Genomic DNA, 15,068 nt, shown 5'->3' with positions numbered 1-15,068 from the left:
CCCACCGTGCCGGTGGACGCCCTCGTACCGCTCGACATCAGCGCTTGGCCGCGGCCTTCTTCGCCGGGGCCTTCTTCGCCGGGGCCTTCTTGGCCGCGGTCGTCTTCTTGGCCGCGGTCGTCTTCTTGGCCGCGGTCGTCTTCGCCGCGGCGGTCTTCTTCGCCGGGGCGGCCTTGGCGGTCGTGGTCTTCTTCGCCGCGGTGGTCTTGGCCGCCTTCGCCGCCGTGGTCTTCTTGGCCGCGGCCGTCTTCTTCGCCGCGGTGGCCTTCGCCGCGGTGGTCTTCTTCGCCGCGGCCGTGGTGGCCTTGGCGCCGGTCGCCTTGGCACCCGCCGCCTTGGCACCCGCCGCCTTGGCACCCGTGGCCTTGGCACCCGTGGCCTTGGCGGCGGCCGCGGCGGTCTTCTTCGCCGCCGCCGTGGCCTTCGGCACCTTGCCGCTGGCCACCATCTCCTTGAACCCGGCGCCCGGGCGGAAGGTCGGGACGGATGTCTTCTTGACCTTCACCGCCTCGCCGGTCCGTGGGTTGCGCGCTGTTCGGGCGCCCCGGACGCGCTTTTCGAACGCTCCGAATCCGGTGATCGCCACCTTCTCGCCCTTGGTGACCGCCGCCTGGACCTCAGCGAGGACCGCGTCAAGCGCGGCCGTCGCCGTCTTCCGGTCCCCCAGGCGAACGGCGAGCGCCTCGATGAGCTCGGCCTTGTTCACGACTTCCTCCCGATTGTGCAACTGACTCGACGCGAGCCATTCTGCGCGCACGGTATGCCCTGTGCTGCCGGGACACAAACATTCGGTGGAAAAAAGCCCTTGTGTCGTAACGGATTCGCCCCCACCGGTCAGACCGGCGGGGGCGGAAACCGCTACGGGATCGGGCGTACGGCTATGCGACCGAGGGCAGGAACGGCGGCCGGGTGGCCTCGAAGGCGCCGATCTCGGCCTCGTGCCGGAGGGTGAGTCCAATGTCGTCCAAGCCCTCCATCAGCCGCCAGCGGCTGAAGTCGTCGAGCGGGAACGACCAGGTGGCCTCACCGACCCGGACCTGCCGGGCGGTCAGGTCGACGGTGACCGGGGTGGTCGGGTCGGACTCGACGAGATCCCAGATCTCCTCGACCGCTTTCAATTCCAACTCGACCGGGAGCAACCCCTCCTTGAGCGCGTTGCCCCGGAAGATGTCGCCGAAGCGGGGGGAGATCACGGCACGGAAGCCCCAGTCGCGCAGCGCCCAGACGGCGTGCTCCCGGGAGGAGCCGGTGCCGAACTCCGGACCGGTCACGAGAATCGACGAACCGGAATACGCCGCATCGTTGAGCACGAATTCGGGGTCCTCGCGCCAGGCGCTGAACAAGCCGTCCGCGAAACCGGTCCGGGTCACCCGCTTGAGGTACACGGCGGGGATGATCTGATCGGTGTCCACGTTGGAACGGCGCAGCGGCACGGCGGTGCCGGTGTGGGTGGTGAACCTCTCCATCTGCGGTGTGCCCTTCTACAGGTCGGCGGGAGCGGCCAGCCGGCCCGCCACGGCGGTGGCGGCGGCGACCGGCGGGGAGACCAGGTGGGTGCGTCCGCCCCGGCCCTGGCGGCCCTCGAAGTTGCGGTTGGAGGTGGACGCGGAGCGCTGGCCCGGGGAGAGCGTGTCCGGGTTCATGCCCAGGCACATCGAGCAGCCGGCGAAGCGCCACTCGGCCCCGGCGTCGGTGAAGACCTTGTCCAGCCCCTCCGCCTCGGCCGCCTCGCGGACGGCGGCGGAGCCGGGCACGACGAGCATCCGCACCCCGTCGGCGACCCGGTGCCCGCGCAGCACGTCGGCGGCGGCCCGGAGGTCCTCCAGCCGGCCGTTGGTGCAGGAGCCGACGAAGACCACGTCGACCGCGAGGTCGCGCAGCGGGGTGCCGGGGCGCAGGTCCATGTACTCCAGCGCGCGGCGCGCGGCGGTCCGCTCGGCGTCGGTGACGAACTCCTCCGGGTCCGGCACCGACGCGCCCAGCGGCGCGCCCTGACCCGGGTTGGTGCCCCAGGTGACGAACGGGGTGACCGCGCTGGCGTCGAGGGTCACCTCGGCGTCGAAGGTCGCGCCCTCGTCGGTGGGCAGGCTCCGCCAGTAGGCGACCGCCGCGTCCCAGTCGGCGCCCTGCGGGGCGTTCGGCCGCCCCTTCAGGTACGCGAACGTGGTCTCGTCGGGCGCGATCATGCCGGCCTTGGCGCCCCACTCGATCGACATGTTGGCGATGGTCATCCGCCCCTCCATGGACAGCGACCGGATCGCCTCGCCGCGGTACTCGACGATGTGGCCGCGACCGCCGCCGGTGCCGACCTGGGCGATCAGCGCGAGCACCAGGTCCTTGGCGGTGACCCCGGGGGCGAGTTGCCCCGTCACGTTCACCGCCATCGTCTTCGGCCGGCTCTGCGGCAACGTCTGGGTGGCCAGCACGTGCTCGACCTCGCTCGTGCCGATGCCGAACGCGAGCGCCCCGAACGCGCCGTGGGTGGCGGTGTGCGAATCGCCACACACGATGGTCATGCCGGGCTGGGTGACGCCGAGCTGCGGGCCGATGACGTGCACGATGCCCTGGTTGGCGTCGCCCAACGGGTGCAGCCGCACGCCGAACTCGGCGCAGTTGCGGCGCAGCGTCTCGATCTGTGTGCGCGAGGTGGGGTCGGCGATGGTGAGCAGGTCGCCACGCCGTTCCCGGAACGACGGGTCGGCGTACCCGGTCGGGGTGTTGTGGTCCTCTGTCGCGAGCGTGAGGTCGGTGCGGCGCACCCGGCGGCCGGCGAGGCGCAGCCCGTCGAAGGCCTGCGGGCTGGTCACCTCGTGCAGCAGGTGCAGGTCGATGAAGAGCAGGTCGGGCTCGCCCTCGGCGGCCCGTACGACGTGCGCGTCCCAGACCTTCTCGGCCAGGGTCCTCGGCTCGGTAGTAGTGACTCCCACCATCTGGACATCCTAAATTCTGGGAGGTAAATTTCGGCTTGTGGGACACAGTATGAGCGGTGTCGGCGTTCTCGACAAGGCGGTGGTCATCTTGGCCGCCTGCGTCGACGGCGCCAGCCTGGCCGAACTCGTTGAACGCACCAAGCTGCCCCGGGCGACCGCGCACCGGCTGGCGCAGGCGCTGGAGATCCACCGGATGCTCGTCCGGGACACCCAGGGCCGCTGGCGCCCCGGCCCGCGCCTGGGTGAGCTCGCCAACGCCGCGCCGGACGTGCTCCTGACGGCGGCGGAGCCGCTGCTGGCCGCCCTGCGCGACGCCACCGGCGAGAGCGCGCAGCTCTACCTGCGCCGCGCCGACGAGCGGATCTGCGTGGCCGCCGCCGAGCGGGCCAGCGGCCTGCGGGACACCGTGCCGGTCGGCTCGGTGCTGCCGATGACGGCCGGCTCGGCGGCCCAGATCCTGCTCGCGTGGGAGCCGCCGGAGGCGGTGATGCCGCTGCTGCCCAGGTCGAAGTTCACCGGCCGCACCCTCGCCGAGGTACGCCGCCGCGGCTGGGCGCAGAGTGTCGCCGAGCGGGAGGCCGGTGTGGCGAGCATCTCAGCGCCGATCCGCGACCGCACCGGTCGGGTCATCGCCGCGATCAGCGTCTCCGGCCCGATCGAGCGCCTCGGCCGCCGCCCCGGCGAACGCCACGCCATGGCCGTCGTCCGGGCCGGCCAACGCCTCTCCGGCCTCTGACCCACCCGCCGGCGGCCTTCCAGGCCGGGGTCCGGCAGGCGGGCGGGCCGCCGGCATTCGGCCGGGAAGCCGGAATCCGGGCGGTGCCGAGAGCCCGCGCGGGCCGCCGAGAGCCGGGCCAGGACGGCAGCCGAGAGCCGGGCCAGGACCGGTAGCCGAGAGCCGGCCGGGAAACGGGGTGGCTGGAACAGCGAAATGGTCCGCCTCGCTGGAGCGAGGCGGACCATTCGTGTTGTAGCCCCGACCGGATTCGAACCGGCGCTACCGCCTTGAGAGGGCGGCGTCCTGGGCCGCTAGACGACGGGGCCAAGACTTTCCCTGCTTCCACCGCCCTTGCGAACGGTGCCGCTGTAGTCTAGCGGCGTCCCCTGAGGGGGCCGGCACCGGGTCGGGCGGGCGCGCGGGCCTCCGCGACGCCAGGTGCCGGGCGGCCGGCACGCGGTCGCCGCAGGAAACCGGGCAGAGGCGGCCGGACGGGCAGGATCGGCGCAGACCGGGCGGGTGGCAACCGGACCGGGTCGGAAATGCGAAACGGCCCGCCTCACCAGGGTGAGACGGGCCAATGCTGTAGCCCCGACCGGATTCGAACCGGCGCTACCGCCTTGAGAGGGCGGCGTCCTGGGCCGCTAGACGACGGGGCCAGAACTTCCTTGCCACACCGCTCTCCCGAGCGGCGCTGCTGGACTCTATCAGAGAGAACCTCCGACTCCCTGACGGGAACCGGAGCTTCTCTCCACCGAGATCCAACGCCCGAGGCTCTCTCGAACCTCGGCTGCGCTGGGGTACCAGGACTCGAACCTAGACTAACTGAACCAGAATCAGTCGGGCTGCCAATTACCCCATACCCCATTGGCCCCTTGCGGTGCCGGGAACAAACTTTACCCTCCCGGTGCCGACAGGCCAAATCGAGCCCCCGGAACCGCCTCTGAGCTGCGAAAACCGGGCCTCGACCCGGATCAGGCGACGGGCACCACCGGATTGGTCAGCTCCCCGATCCCCTCGATCCGCACGGTGACCGTATCCCCGTCCGTGAGCGGGCTAACCCCCGCCGGCGTGCCCGTGAGCACCACGTCGCCGGGGAGCAGCGTCATCACGTGCGAGACGTACGACACCAGGGCCGGCACGTCGAAGACCATGTCCCGCGTACGGCCGAGCTGGCGGACCTCCATCTCCTCGGGATTGCGACCCACCTCACACCGGACCTCCAGGTCCCGCACGTCGAGCCCGGTCGTGATCCACGGCCCGATCGGGCAGAACGAGTCGAAGCCCTTGGCGCGGGTCCACTGGCCGTCGGAGCGCTGGAGATCCCGGGCCGTGACGTCGTTGGCGCAGGTGTAGCCGAAGATGGCCCGCTCCGCGGCGGCCCGGTCGGCGCGCCGGGCGCCCGGCGCGCCGATCACCACCGCCAGCTCCGCCTCGTGCTCGACCTGCTTGGAGAAGATCGGCAGCCGGATCGCGTCGCGGGGCCCGATCACCGACGTGGACGGCTTGAGGAACAGCAGCGGCTCCTTCGGCACCTCGGTGCCGTGTTCGGCGGCGTGCTCGGCGTAGTTGCGCCCGACGCAGACGACCTTGCTGGGCAGGATCGGCGAGAGCAGCCGGACGTCGGAGAGCGCCCAGCGGGCGCCGGAGAACTGGATCTGGCCGAACGGGTGGCCCTCGATCTCGGCGACGGTCAGGCCCTGCGGGCCCGCCTCCGGCTCGCCCTCGACGACCCCGAACGACATTCCCTTGGCATGAGCAAAACGAGCGATACGCACCAGGCCAATCTAGTCCCGGACGACCCGCGCCCCGGCCCAGGCCACGACCCGCCCCGGCGGATCCCGGCCGGCGGGCAGCAGCACGGCGGCGCGCCGCCCGGCCCGAGGCGCCGTAGGCGCGCCCGTACCGAGGCGCCGTAGGCGCGCCCGTCCCGCCCGCGCACCCTGGCACCGACCGGCCCGCGCAACCCCAGGCGCGCCCCGGGCCGCGCACCCTACGCCACGTCCCGCGTCCCGGGGCGGACTTCGCGACTTCGTACCCGCCCGGCGTCGCCCCGCCCCTAGCGTCGGCTCCGGAGGTTCGTTCGTATGCCTGCATCGACACGACACCACAGGGCCCTCGCAGTGTTCGTCCACTGCCTCGGCATCCTCGCCGCCGCGCCGGCACTGCCCACGGCGGCACCACCCGCGGCGGCCGCGCAGCCACCACCGGCGGCGGCCGCGCCGACCCCGGCGCCGGCGATGCCGTCGGTGCCGCCGGCGGTGCCCACCCCGACCCGGGCCGCCCCGCCGATGGCGAAGCCGCCGGTCACGGTGGCGGTGGCGCCGGAGAGCACGCCGGCGCCGCGCTACCGGATCCAGGTCCGCAACGCCGGCAACACGCCGGTGGACACCACCGTGCGGCAGGAGCTGCCGCCCGGCGCCTCGGCGACCGCCATCACCACCGGCGGCCGGGCCACCCGCGCCACCGGCCAGTCCGCCACCGCGGTGACCTGGCAGCTCAAGCTGCCCGCCCGCAGCACCACCACCCTGGGCACGACGCTGACCACCGCCGCCCCCGACCGGCCGCTGACCGCACCGGCCTGCGCCTTCGCCCGCGACGGCAGCCGGCCGTACGACTGCGCGACGGCGACCTGGAACGCGGCCGCGCCGGCGGCGGCGAAGGAGACCCCGGAGACGCCGGCGTGGCGTCGGACACCCGTGCTGCTGGCCGGGCTGGCCACGGTGGCGGTGCTCGCGCTCGGCGGCGTCTGGACGTGGCAGCGGCGCCGCCGCCGGCCCGTCGCCGCAGCCCTCGCGCCCGGCGGGCGGGGGACCGTCTACCCGCGGGCCGCCACGCCCCGGCCGGCGCAGACCCGCCGCACGCCGTCCGTCTGGCTGATCGTGCCGGTGGCCGCCGCGGTGCTGGCCGGCACGGTGGGCACCGCCGCCTGGACGGCCACCCGGGAGGTCGCGGCCATCGACACCGACAGCCAGCCGACCAGCGGCGCGTGGATCGGCCGGGGCACCAACGGCGCGATCGGCGAGCCGCTGCGCGAGTCGGCGTTCGAGTTCACCGTCTTCCGGGTCGCCTGCGAGCCGGGCCGCGGCGCGCGGCAGTGCCAGGCCACGGTCGGGGTGCGCAACCTCACCCCGGAGAAGCAGAGCTGGCACGGCCGCCTGCAACGGGCGTACCTGCCGGACGGCAACTTCGTCAGCACCGACGAGCAGGCCACCCGGGCCGCCAACCAGGGCCGCGACATCTTCGCCCAGCCGATGGCGGGCGGCAGCCGGATGGTGCTGCCGCTGGTCTTCACGGTCGACGGGCAGGCGCCGCCGCAACAGTTGGAGCTGCGCAGCGGGGTGTTCTCCGCCGGGGTCCGGGTGGACGTGCCCTGACCGGCGGCGGGGCGGCGGTCGTACCCTGGGTCCGTGACCGCCGCCCTCGCCCCGACCGCCGTGCTCGACGCGGCGTGCTGGCGGGCCCGGCGCCGGGCGCACGAGGAACGGGTCGACGCCTGGCTCACCCCGCACCTGGCGCGCCGCCGCCGGGGCGGGAAGCACCCGGTGGAGGACTTCCTCTTCACCTACTACTCGCACCGCCCGGCCCAGCTGCGCCGGTGGCACCCGGGGGCCGGGGTGGCGCTGCGCGACGCGGACCCGGCCGAGTTCGGCCGGGACTACCGCGCCACCGCCGCCGGGGTCACCCTCGACACCGAGGGGGTACGCGCGCGGCGCGCCGAGTCGGTCGAGTGGATCCGGGCGCTGCTGGTGGCGACCGCCGGCCGGCCGGCGCACCTCGGCTGTTTCGGGATGCACGAGTGGGCCATGGTCTACCGGCAGACCCAGGCGGAGGTACGCCACAACGCCTGGCCGCTGCGGCTGAGCCCGGAGCGGACCGCGGCCGTGGTGGAGGAGCGCGGGGTGCGGTGCAGCCACTTCGACGCGTACCGGTTCTTCACCACGCCGGCCCGGCCGTTGAACCTGCTCACCCCGACGCGGGAGACGCAGCACGCCCACGAGCAGCCGGGCTGTTTGCACGCCAACATGGACCTCTACAAGTGGGCGTACAAGCTGTCGCCACTCGTGCCCGCCGAACTCGTCGCGGACTGCTTCGAGCTGGCCAGGGAGATCCGCACCCTGGACATGCGGGCGTCCCCGTACGACCTGTCCGACCTGGGCTACCCGCCGGTGCGGGTGGAGACCCCGGAGGGGCGGGCCGAGTACGCCGCCGCGCAGCGGGGGTTCGCCGACCGGGCCGCCGTGCTGCGAGCCCGGCTGCTCGACGCCCTGCCGGCGTAGATCCGCCGGTAGCGGCCCTCCGGCCCGTCGGCCGCCCTGCCCGTCGGCCGCCCTGCCCGTCGGCCGCCCTGCCCGTCGGCCGCCCTGCCCGTCGGCCGCCCTGCCCGTCGGCCGCCCTGCCCGTCGGTCGCCGCGGTCGTCCGTCAGTCGCCGTCGACGCGGCGGTCGCGCTTGCGCTGCGACTGGCGCTTCTTCTCGGCCAGCCGGCGTTCCTTGGCCCCGCGCGAGGGCCGGGTCGGCCGGCGGGGCGGGGGCGGCGGGGCCGCCGCCTCGCGCAGCAGCGCGGCGAGCCGTTCCCGGGCCGCCTCCCGGTTGGCCAACTGCGCCCGGTGTTCACTGGCGGTGACGGTCAGCACGCCGTCGACGAGCCGCCCGGCGAGCCGGTCGAGCGCCCGCGCCCGCAGCGATTCAGGCACCCCGGGCGAGGTGCCCAGGTCGTAGCTCAGCTCGACGCGGGAGTCGGTGGTGTTGACGCCCTGGCCGCCGGGGCCGGACGAGCGGGAAAAGCGCTCCCGCAGCTCAGCGGCGGGGACGACCCACCGGTCGGTCACCCGCAGTCCGTCGTCCACACCCCGAGGCTAACGCCCCGGCGAGGTGCTCGGGGTGGCGGACGGGCTCGTGGTCGGGCCGGGTGGCGCGGGCTCGGCGTCGGAGTCGACGGCGGCGTACGCGACCGCCCCGACGAGCAGCAGGGCGATCACCCCGATCTTCGTGGTGGCGACCTTGATCAGCAGCCACGCGGTGCGCCGGGCACCGGGCACGGTCTTCTTGACGGTCTGGTAGTCGGCCCACCCGCGTCGCGCCCGGGCGTACGCCGACCCGACACCGGTTCCGATGATCAGGCCCACCAGCAGGAGGGCCACGATGACAGGACGCTCCACCCACGCCAGTATCCACACTCAGCGTAATATTTCCATTGTCCGATCATTCCGCGCCGGGTATCCGACAGTTCTCACGTTCCCACCCCGGTACGGGCGGGCATGAGGGCAGCTCAGCCGCCCTTTCCGATGATCGTGTCAGCGGTCTTCTGCACCTGTTCGATGGGGATGGCGAAGCCGATCCCGATGGAGCCGTTGCCGTCGATGGTGGCGATCGCGGTGTTCACCCCCACCACCTCGCCGCGCGCGTTGACCAGCGGGCCGCCCGAGTTGCCCGGGTTGATGGAGGCGTCGGTCTGCACCGCGGTGTGCCGGTTGTCGCCGAGGCGCACCTCCCGGTCCAGGGCGCTCACGATGCCGGCGGTGACGGTGCCGGCGAGCCCCAGCGGCGAGCCGACCGCCAGCACCGGCTCGCCGACCCGGGTCGACCCCGGCTTGGCCAGCGGCAGCGCCGCCAGGCCGGCCGACGGGGGCACCCGGAGCACCGCGAGGTCGCTGCGTGGCTCCCGGCCGACCACCTCGGCGGCGAACCGCCGCCCGTCCGGCAGCTCCACCGTCACCGAGCCGCCACCGCCCTTCGCCAGGATGTGGTCGTTGGTGATGATGTGCTGCTGGTCGTCGACGGCGAAGCCGGAGCCTGTCGCCGAGGCCCCGCCGCCGCCCCCCACGAGCACCGAGACGACCCCCGGCACGGTCTTCTCGGCCGCGGTCACCAGCTCCGCCGGGACCGGGGCCGCCGAGGCCGCCGCCGGGCCGGGCGCGCCGTCCCGGCTGGCCACCACGCCGCCGGCCACCGCGCCGGAGGCGGTGGACAGGGCCACCACCGCCAGCCCGGCCAGCAGCCGCCCGTGCCGGCGCCACCCGGCCGGGCCACGGTCCGACCCGGGCCCGTCCCACCGGGACCGCCCGTCCGGGTCCAGCTCCGGCGAGATGAACCATGGGCCGCGCGGCTCGCCCAACCCGGTCTGCACTGCCATGCGTACGCTCCTCACGTGTTCTTCTCGGCGGTGGCCGTACGGGTCAGGGGAGCCGGGAGAACCAGCGCATCGAGCCGGCCGCGGCGCCCATGGCGAACACCAGTCCCAGGCCGATGAAGCGGGCCGAGACGTCCTGCCGTTCGGTGCGGTAGCCCACCGAGGTGCCGATGTCGTCGTAGACGGCGCGCAGCTCGTCGCTGGTGTGGGCCTCGTGGAACCCGCCCCCGGTCTCCTCGGCGACCGCGCGCAGGGTCTGCCCGTCCACCGGCACCTGGATCGGCCGGCCGCCCCGGTCCACCGTGCCGCCCGGGGTGCCGAACGAGATGGTGTGCACCGGCACCTTCATGGTCACCGCGTCGGCCGCCGCCTCCATCGGGTCCATGCCGGAGGTGTTCGCGCCATCGGAGAGCAGGATGATCCGGGCCGGCGGCGGGTCCATGGCCGCCTGGCTGTCGAAGCCCTTCACCGCGCCGAGCGAGGTGCTGATGGCCTCGCCGATGGCCGTGCCCTGCACCCCGGTGGCCCCCTCGACCAGCCGCTCGACCCCCTCGTGCAGCGCCTCCCGGTCGGTGCTCGGCGGCACCAGCACCGCCGCGCTGCCCGCGAAGGCGACCAACCCGACGTTGAACTCGTCGGGCAGGCTGTCGACGAAGCGCCGGGCGGACTCCTTGGCGGCGCTGAGCCGGTCGGGTTCCACGTCGCCGGCGAGCATCGAGGTCGAGACGTCCACGGCCACCATCACCGTCGCCCGCTCACGGGGGACCCGCACCTCCGCCGTCGGCCGGGCGAAGCCGACCACCAGCAGCGCCAGCATGGCGAGGAAGAGCCCGGCCGGCAGGTGCCGCCGCCAGGTCGGCCGCTGCGGCGCGACCCGGTCGAGCAGCCGCAGGTTGGTGAAGCGGACGGCGTACCGACTGCGCCGGCGCTGCATCAGCAGGTAGCCGACGGCCAGGGCGAGCACCCCGAGCAGCAGCCAGAGCCGGACGGGTGACTGCCAGATCACGCCGCACCTCCCCGGGCCGCGCCGGCCGGGGCCGCCACGAGCCGCCGCTGGGCGTGCACGTGGCGCACGATGTCCGCGCTCCAGTCGCGGTCGGTGCGCAGCGGCAGGTGGGTCGCCCCGCTGCGGCGTAGCGCCTGGCCCACCTGGTCGCGCTGGGCGGCGGCGGCGACCGCGTACCGCTCGCGCAGGCGCGGGTCGCCGGTCCACACCTCCCGCGTCCGGCCGGTCTCCGGGTCGACCAGGGTGATCAGGCCGACGTCCGGCAGTTCCAGTTCGCGCGGGTCGGTGACCTGCACGGCGAGCACCTGGTGCCGCACGGCGAGCCGGCGCAGGGGCGCCTCCCAGGCCGGCGCGTGCCGGGGGTCGTCGGGCAGGCCGTCGAGGAAGTCCGAGACCACCACCACGAGGCCGCGCCGCAGCGCCACCCGGTGTACGGCGGCCAGCCCGTCGGCCAGGTCGGGGCCGCCGGGCGGCGGGCGGCGCTCGTCGTACGCGCTGGCGCGCGGCGCGGTCAGCAGGGCCCGGAGCAGCCCGAGCAGGTGGGTACGCCCGCTGCGGGGCGGGAAGCGACGCAGCCCGGCCGGGCCGAGCACCTGCGCGCCGAGCCGGTTGCCGACCCCGGCGGTGAGGAAGCCGACCGCCGCCACGGCCGCCACCGCCAGTTCGCGTTTGTCCAGCTCGGCGGTGCCGTACTCCATGCTGGGGCTGGCGTCCACCAGCAGCCAGGTGGTCAGTTCCCGGTCGGCGTCGACCTCGCGGACGTGCGGGACCGTGGTCCGGGCGGTCACCGCCCAGTCCATCCGGCGCACCTCGTCCTCACCGGGGCGGTACTCCCGGCTGCCGGCCGGCTCGCTGCCCGGCCCGGGGAGCAGGCCGCGGTACCGGCCGTGCAGCAGGCCGTCGAGCCGCCGGGTGACGGTCAGTTCCAGGCGGCGCAGCCGCCGGTCCGGGGCGAGGTCGGCCAGCCCCGGGTCGGCCGGCACGGACGCCGGCGCGGTGGCCCCGCGCCACCTCATGCCGCCGCCAGGTCGGTCGCGAACTCGGGGTGGCCGGTGGCGACGCGGGGCGGCGGCACCGCCTCGACCAGCCGGCGCACCAGCGACTCGGCGGACACCCCGTCGGCGACCGCGTCGAAGGAGAGCACCAGCCGGTGGGCCAGCACGTCGACGGCCAGCTCCCGGATGTCCTCGGGCAGCACGTACTCCCGGCCGCGCAGCAGCGCCTGGGCCCGGGCGGCGGCGACCAGCCCGAGCGTGGCCCGGGGGCTCGCCCCGTACGCGAGCAGCGGGGCGATCTCCGGCAGGCCGAACCGGCCGGGGTCGCGGGTGGCGAGGATGAGCCGGACGACGTACTCGGCGAGGGCGTGGTGCACGAAGACGTGGGTGGCGCGGGCCTGGAGGTCGCGCAGCCGCTGCGGGTCGAGCACCCGCCGGGCGGTGGGCCGGTCGGCGCTCATCCGGTAGAGGATGGCCAGCTCGTCGGCGTCGCTCGGGTAGTCGACCACGATCTTCATCAGGAACCGGTCGCGCTGCGCCTCCGGCAGTTGGTAGACCCCCTCGGACTCGATCGGGTTCTGGGTGGCCAGCACCAGGAACGGGTCGGGCACGGCGTAGCTGCGCCCGCCGATGGAGACCTGGCGCTCCGCCATCGCCTCCAGCAGCGCGGACTGCACCTTGGCGGGGGCGCGGTTGATCTCGTCGGCGAGCACCAGGTTGGCCATGACCGGGCCCAGCTCGATGTCGAAGGTCTCCTTCGACGCCCGGTAGATCCGGGTGCCGACGATGTCCGACGGGACGAGGTCGGGGGTGAACTGGATCCGGGAGAAGGTGCCGCCGACCACGGTGGCGAGGGTCTGCGCGGCGAGGGTCTTGGCCACCCCGGGCACGCCCTCCAGGAGGCAGTGCCCGTCGGCGACGAGGGCGGTGAGCAGGCGCTCGACGAGCCGATCCTGCCCGACGATCACGCGTTTGACCTCGAAGAGGGTCTGTTCCAGCTCGGCGGAACTCGCGTCGGGATCGGCCGGGCTGGGCACGCTGGCCAGGGTGTCCGAGATGTCCGTCACGGTGCTTGCTTCCCGTGGCGGCCCTCGGACAAACGTCGGATTATCAGCGCCGGGGCGGTCCTTACCTGCCCGAACCGGGACGAGCCTCCCGGGTTGGCAGCGACGACGCGGCCGGCCACACACCGGCGGGGGCACCTGCGTACCCGACTCGCCCGCCGGTGGTCCACCGCGTGGCGCCGGCCCCCACGGGCGGTGGGGGCCGGCGCGTCAGCGGGTGCGTCAGTTGGTGATGGTCAGGTGGAAGGGCCGGTCGGACGGGCTGCCGGACGAGTTGCGGGTCTGGACGAAGACCGCGTTCGGCGTCTGGAGCCGCGGCGCCACCGAGATCTCCCCGCCCGGCGGCACGTTGTACGGGTCGGTGGTGCCGATGGTGGCCTTGAAGCCCTTCAGCGTGACGTTGTAGGTGAACAGGACCTGGTACTGCCCGGGGCCGTACTTCGTGGCGGAGACCGCCTCGGGCGAGCCGCGGAGCAGCGTGCCGCCGCTGCTGACGACGGCGAAGGAGATGGTGCCCGGCGCGGTCGCCTGCGTGGACGGGCCCTGCGCCAGCGCGGCCCTGGCCCTGCGGGCCTCGGCGGGGGTCACCGCCGGCTGGCCGCCGTCGCCTGGCTGGCGGACGGACGGCGCGGCGACCTCGGCGGGCGCCTTCGCCGCCGGCTGGGCGACGGCGATGCCGCCCCCGGCCAGGGTGAGCGCCAGGGCGGCGAAGGCCACCGCCACCGCCTTGCGTCGGAAGAGTGTGGTCATGACAGGGTCTCCCTTTTGTTGACCGTGCGGATTCGGCCGTCCCCGCGTTGTCACGGGACGGCAGATTTCCATTCTGGGGCCGGGAAAATGAGCGACAACCGCCGGAAGCCCGCACTTCAGGCCGCACCATAGATGTTGCCGCCTCGACGATTTCCACCGGCCTTGACCAGGTATTACTACTCAGAGTTTCGACGTCTCAACCCACTGGAACGTAGCATCGCAAAAAGCCGGACGTCAATAGTTGATCACGCTTCACCAAATCGGCCGACGGTCGTCGACAATTTGTGAAATGCGAATGTCCCGGCATTCACGAATGGGCGTGACGGAGGCGACGGGGCCGCGGCGCGCGGGGGGCCGGGCTACTCTCCAGCCATGATCACGCAGGCGCTCCCATGATCGCCGAGGCGCGGCCATGACCACCGGGGCGGCGGAACGGGTGACGGGCAGCCGGGCGGGACGATCGGGCACCGCGCTCTGCTGGGCGGCCGTCGCGCCCGGGGCCGCCTGGGCAGCCCTGCGGCTGGCCGGCCTCGACCATGGGCCGCTGGTCCAACTGCTGGCCTTCACCCCGTACGTGGCCGCCGGGAGCCTGCTGCCGCTGGTGCTCGCGCTCGCCCTGCGGCGCCGGTGGCCCGCGGTGGCCGCGGCGGTGGTCACGACGGCGCTGGTGGCCGTGGTCGCGCCCCGGGCCCTGCCCGCCGGGCAGCCCCCGGCCGCGGGGCCGACGGTGCGGGTGCTGACCGCCAACCTGCTCGCCGGGGCCGCCGACGCGCGGGCACTGGTCGACCTGGTCGAGCGGCACCGCGTCGACGTGCTCACCGTGCAGGAGTTCACCCCCGGGGCCGCGGCGGAACTGGACCGGCTCGGCCTGGACCGGCTGCTCCCCCACCGGCACCTCGACCCGCAGCCGGGCACGGTCGGCTCCGGGCTCTACGCCCGGTTCCCGGTCGACGAGGGCGGCGTCCGGCGCAATCGCGGCGGTTGGGGCTTCGACCAGGCGTACGGCACGGTGACGGTGCCCGGGGCGCCGCCGGTGCGGGTCGAGTCGGCGCACCCGGCGGCGCCGTACGCGGTGGACCAGGTCGGGCACTGGCGCACCGACCTGGCCGCGCAGCCGCCCGCGACGCCGGACGGGCCGCTGCGGATCCTGGCCGGCGACTTCAACGCCACCCTCGACCACGCCCCGCTGCGCGCCCTGCTGGCCACCGGCTACGTCGACGCCGCCGACGAGGTCGGCGCCGGCCTCACCGGCACCTGGGGCCCCTACGACGGCGACCCGATCCCGCCGGTGACCATCGACCACGTGCTGGTCGACCGCCGGATCGCCGTACGGGCGGTGGCCGTGCACCGGGTGCCGGGCAGCGACCACCGCGCCGTCCTGGCCGAGCTACGCCTGCCGGCCGGCTGACCCGCCGGCCCGCCGCGGTGGCCGGTGCCCGCGCGGTGTCCACCGGCGTCCGCGCGGTGTCCACC

Annotated in this window: 15 protein-coding genes and 3 tRNA genes; 4 read left to right on the top strand and 14 right to left on the bottom strand. The window is 74.5% G+C overall.

Going from position 1 to position 15,068, the window contains the following annotated elements:
• Positions 1–37: 37 nt before the first annotated feature.
• From ACZ6O2_RS00480 to leuC, 3 genes are all read right to left on the bottom strand, one after another.
• Positions 38–706, bottom strand: a complete 669-nt coding sequence (locus ACZ6O2_RS00480; protein WP_466021529.1) for an HU family DNA-binding protein — start codon at positions 704–706, stop codon at positions 38–40.
• Between the two features lie 172 nt (positions 707–878).
• Positions 879–1,466 (bottom strand): 3-isopropylmalate dehydratase small subunit, encoded by a 588-nt coding sequence (gene leuD / locus ACZ6O2_RS00475; protein WP_350704780.1) that lies wholly within the window; start codon positions 1,464–1,466, stop codon positions 879–881.
• A gap of 15 nt (positions 1,467–1,481) precedes the next feature.
• Entirely contained in the window at positions 1,482–2,930 is a 1,449-nt protein-coding gene (gene leuC / locus ACZ6O2_RS00470) for a 3-isopropylmalate dehydratase large subunit (protein WP_350704778.1), read from the bottom strand.
• Positions 2,931–2,979: 49 nt separating this feature from the next.
• On the opposite strand from leuC, the gene ACZ6O2_RS00465 reads away from it, so the two are divergent.
• Positions 2,980–3,666, top strand: a complete 687-nt coding sequence (locus tag ACZ6O2_RS00465) for an IclR family transcriptional regulator (RefSeq protein ID WP_350684716.1) — start codon at positions 2,980–2,982, stop codon at positions 3,664–3,666.
• A 235-nt stretch (positions 3,667–3,901) separates the two neighbouring features.
• Here the strand turns inward: ACZ6O2_RS00465 and ACZ6O2_RS00460 are convergent.
• From ACZ6O2_RS00460 to ACZ6O2_RS00445, 4 genes are all read right to left on the bottom strand, one after another.
• A tRNA-Glu gene (locus ACZ6O2_RS00460) sits at positions 3,902–3,974 on the bottom strand.
• Positions 3,975–4,234: 260 nt separating this feature from the next.
• Positions 4,235–4,307, bottom strand: a tRNA-Glu gene (locus ACZ6O2_RS00455).
• 136 nt (positions 4,308–4,443) lie between these two features.
• Positions 4,444–4,515 (bottom strand) — tRNA-Gln (locus ACZ6O2_RS00450).
• A gap of 107 nt (positions 4,516–4,622) precedes the next feature.
• On the bottom strand, positions 4,623–5,426 hold the full coding sequence (locus ACZ6O2_RS00445; protein WP_393266832.1) for a fumarylacetoacetate hydrolase family protein: 804 nt from the start codon (positions 5,424–5,426) through the stop codon (positions 4,623–4,625).
• A 309-nt stretch (positions 5,427–5,735) separates the two neighbouring features.
• Here ACZ6O2_RS00445 and ACZ6O2_RS00440 point away from each other — a divergent pair, with 309 nt between their 5' ends.
• Positions 5,736–7,025, top strand: coding sequence for a hypothetical protein (locus ACZ6O2_RS00440; protein ID WP_466021528.1), 1,290 nt, complete (start codon positions 5,736–5,738; stop codon positions 7,023–7,025).
• Positions 7,026–7,058: 33 nt separating this feature from the next.
• A complete protein-coding gene (locus ACZ6O2_RS00435) occupies positions 7,059–7,928 on the top strand; it encodes a 3-methyladenine DNA glycosylase (protein ID WP_350704772.1) in 870 nt (289 codons plus the stop codon).
• Between the two features lie 143 nt (positions 7,929–8,071).
• On the opposite strand, the gene arfB is transcribed toward ACZ6O2_RS00435, so the two are convergent.
• From arfB to ACZ6O2_RS00400, 7 genes are all read right to left on the bottom strand, one after another.
• Complete coding sequence (arfB, locus tag ACZ6O2_RS00430; RefSeq protein ID WP_350704770.1) at positions 8,072–8,497, bottom strand: alternative ribosome rescue aminoacyl-tRNA hydrolase ArfB; 426 nt, start codon at positions 8,495–8,497, stop codon at positions 8,072–8,074.
• A 9-nt stretch (positions 8,498–8,506) separates the two neighbouring features.
• A complete protein-coding gene (locus ACZ6O2_RS00425; RefSeq protein WP_350704768.1) occupies positions 8,507–8,809 on the bottom strand; it encodes a hypothetical protein in 303 nt (100 codons plus the stop codon).
• Between the two features lie 110 nt (positions 8,810–8,919).
• On the bottom strand, positions 8,920–9,783 hold the full coding sequence (locus ACZ6O2_RS00420; RefSeq protein WP_350704766.1) for a S1C family serine protease: 864 nt from the start codon (positions 9,781–9,783) through the stop codon (positions 8,920–8,922).
• Between the two features lie 43 nt (positions 9,784–9,826).
• Positions 9,827–10,786: a VWA domain-containing protein gene (locus ACZ6O2_RS00415; RefSeq protein ID WP_466021527.1), complete on the bottom strand. Its 960-nt coding sequence runs from the start codon at positions 10,784–10,786 to the stop codon at positions 9,827–9,829.
• Positions 10,783–11,769 carry a DUF58 domain-containing protein gene (locus tag ACZ6O2_RS00410; protein WP_350705117.1) on the bottom strand — a complete coding sequence of 329 codons (987 nt, stop codon included), beginning with the start codon at positions 11,767–11,769 and terminating at the stop codon, positions 10,783–10,785. The genes ACZ6O2_RS00415 and ACZ6O2_RS00410 overlap by 4 nt, the downstream gene beginning before the upstream one ends.
• A 29-nt stretch (positions 11,770–11,798) precedes the next feature.
• On the bottom strand, positions 11,799–12,848 hold the full coding sequence (locus ACZ6O2_RS00405) for an AAA family ATPase (protein WP_350704762.1): 1,050 nt from the start codon (positions 12,846–12,848) through the stop codon (positions 11,799–11,801).
• A gap of 219 nt (positions 12,849–13,067) precedes the next feature.
• Positions 13,068–13,595: a hypothetical protein gene (locus ACZ6O2_RS00400; protein WP_350704760.1), complete on the bottom strand. Its 528-nt coding sequence runs from the start codon at positions 13,593–13,595 to the stop codon at positions 13,068–13,070.
• Positions 13,596–14,007: 412 nt separating this feature from the next.
• Here ACZ6O2_RS00400 and ACZ6O2_RS00395 point away from each other — a divergent pair, with 412 nt between their 5' ends.
• A complete protein-coding gene (locus ACZ6O2_RS00395; protein WP_466021526.1) occupies positions 14,008–15,003 on the top strand; it encodes an endonuclease/exonuclease/phosphatase family protein in 996 nt (331 codons plus the stop codon).
• Positions 15,004–15,068: the final 65 nt, after the last annotated feature.

The organism is Micromonospora sp. NPDC048040 (genome assembly GCF_055587185.1).
The sequence above is the reverse complement of the archived record's forward strand: the minus strand, read 5'-3'. Positions and strand labels throughout refer to the sequence as shown.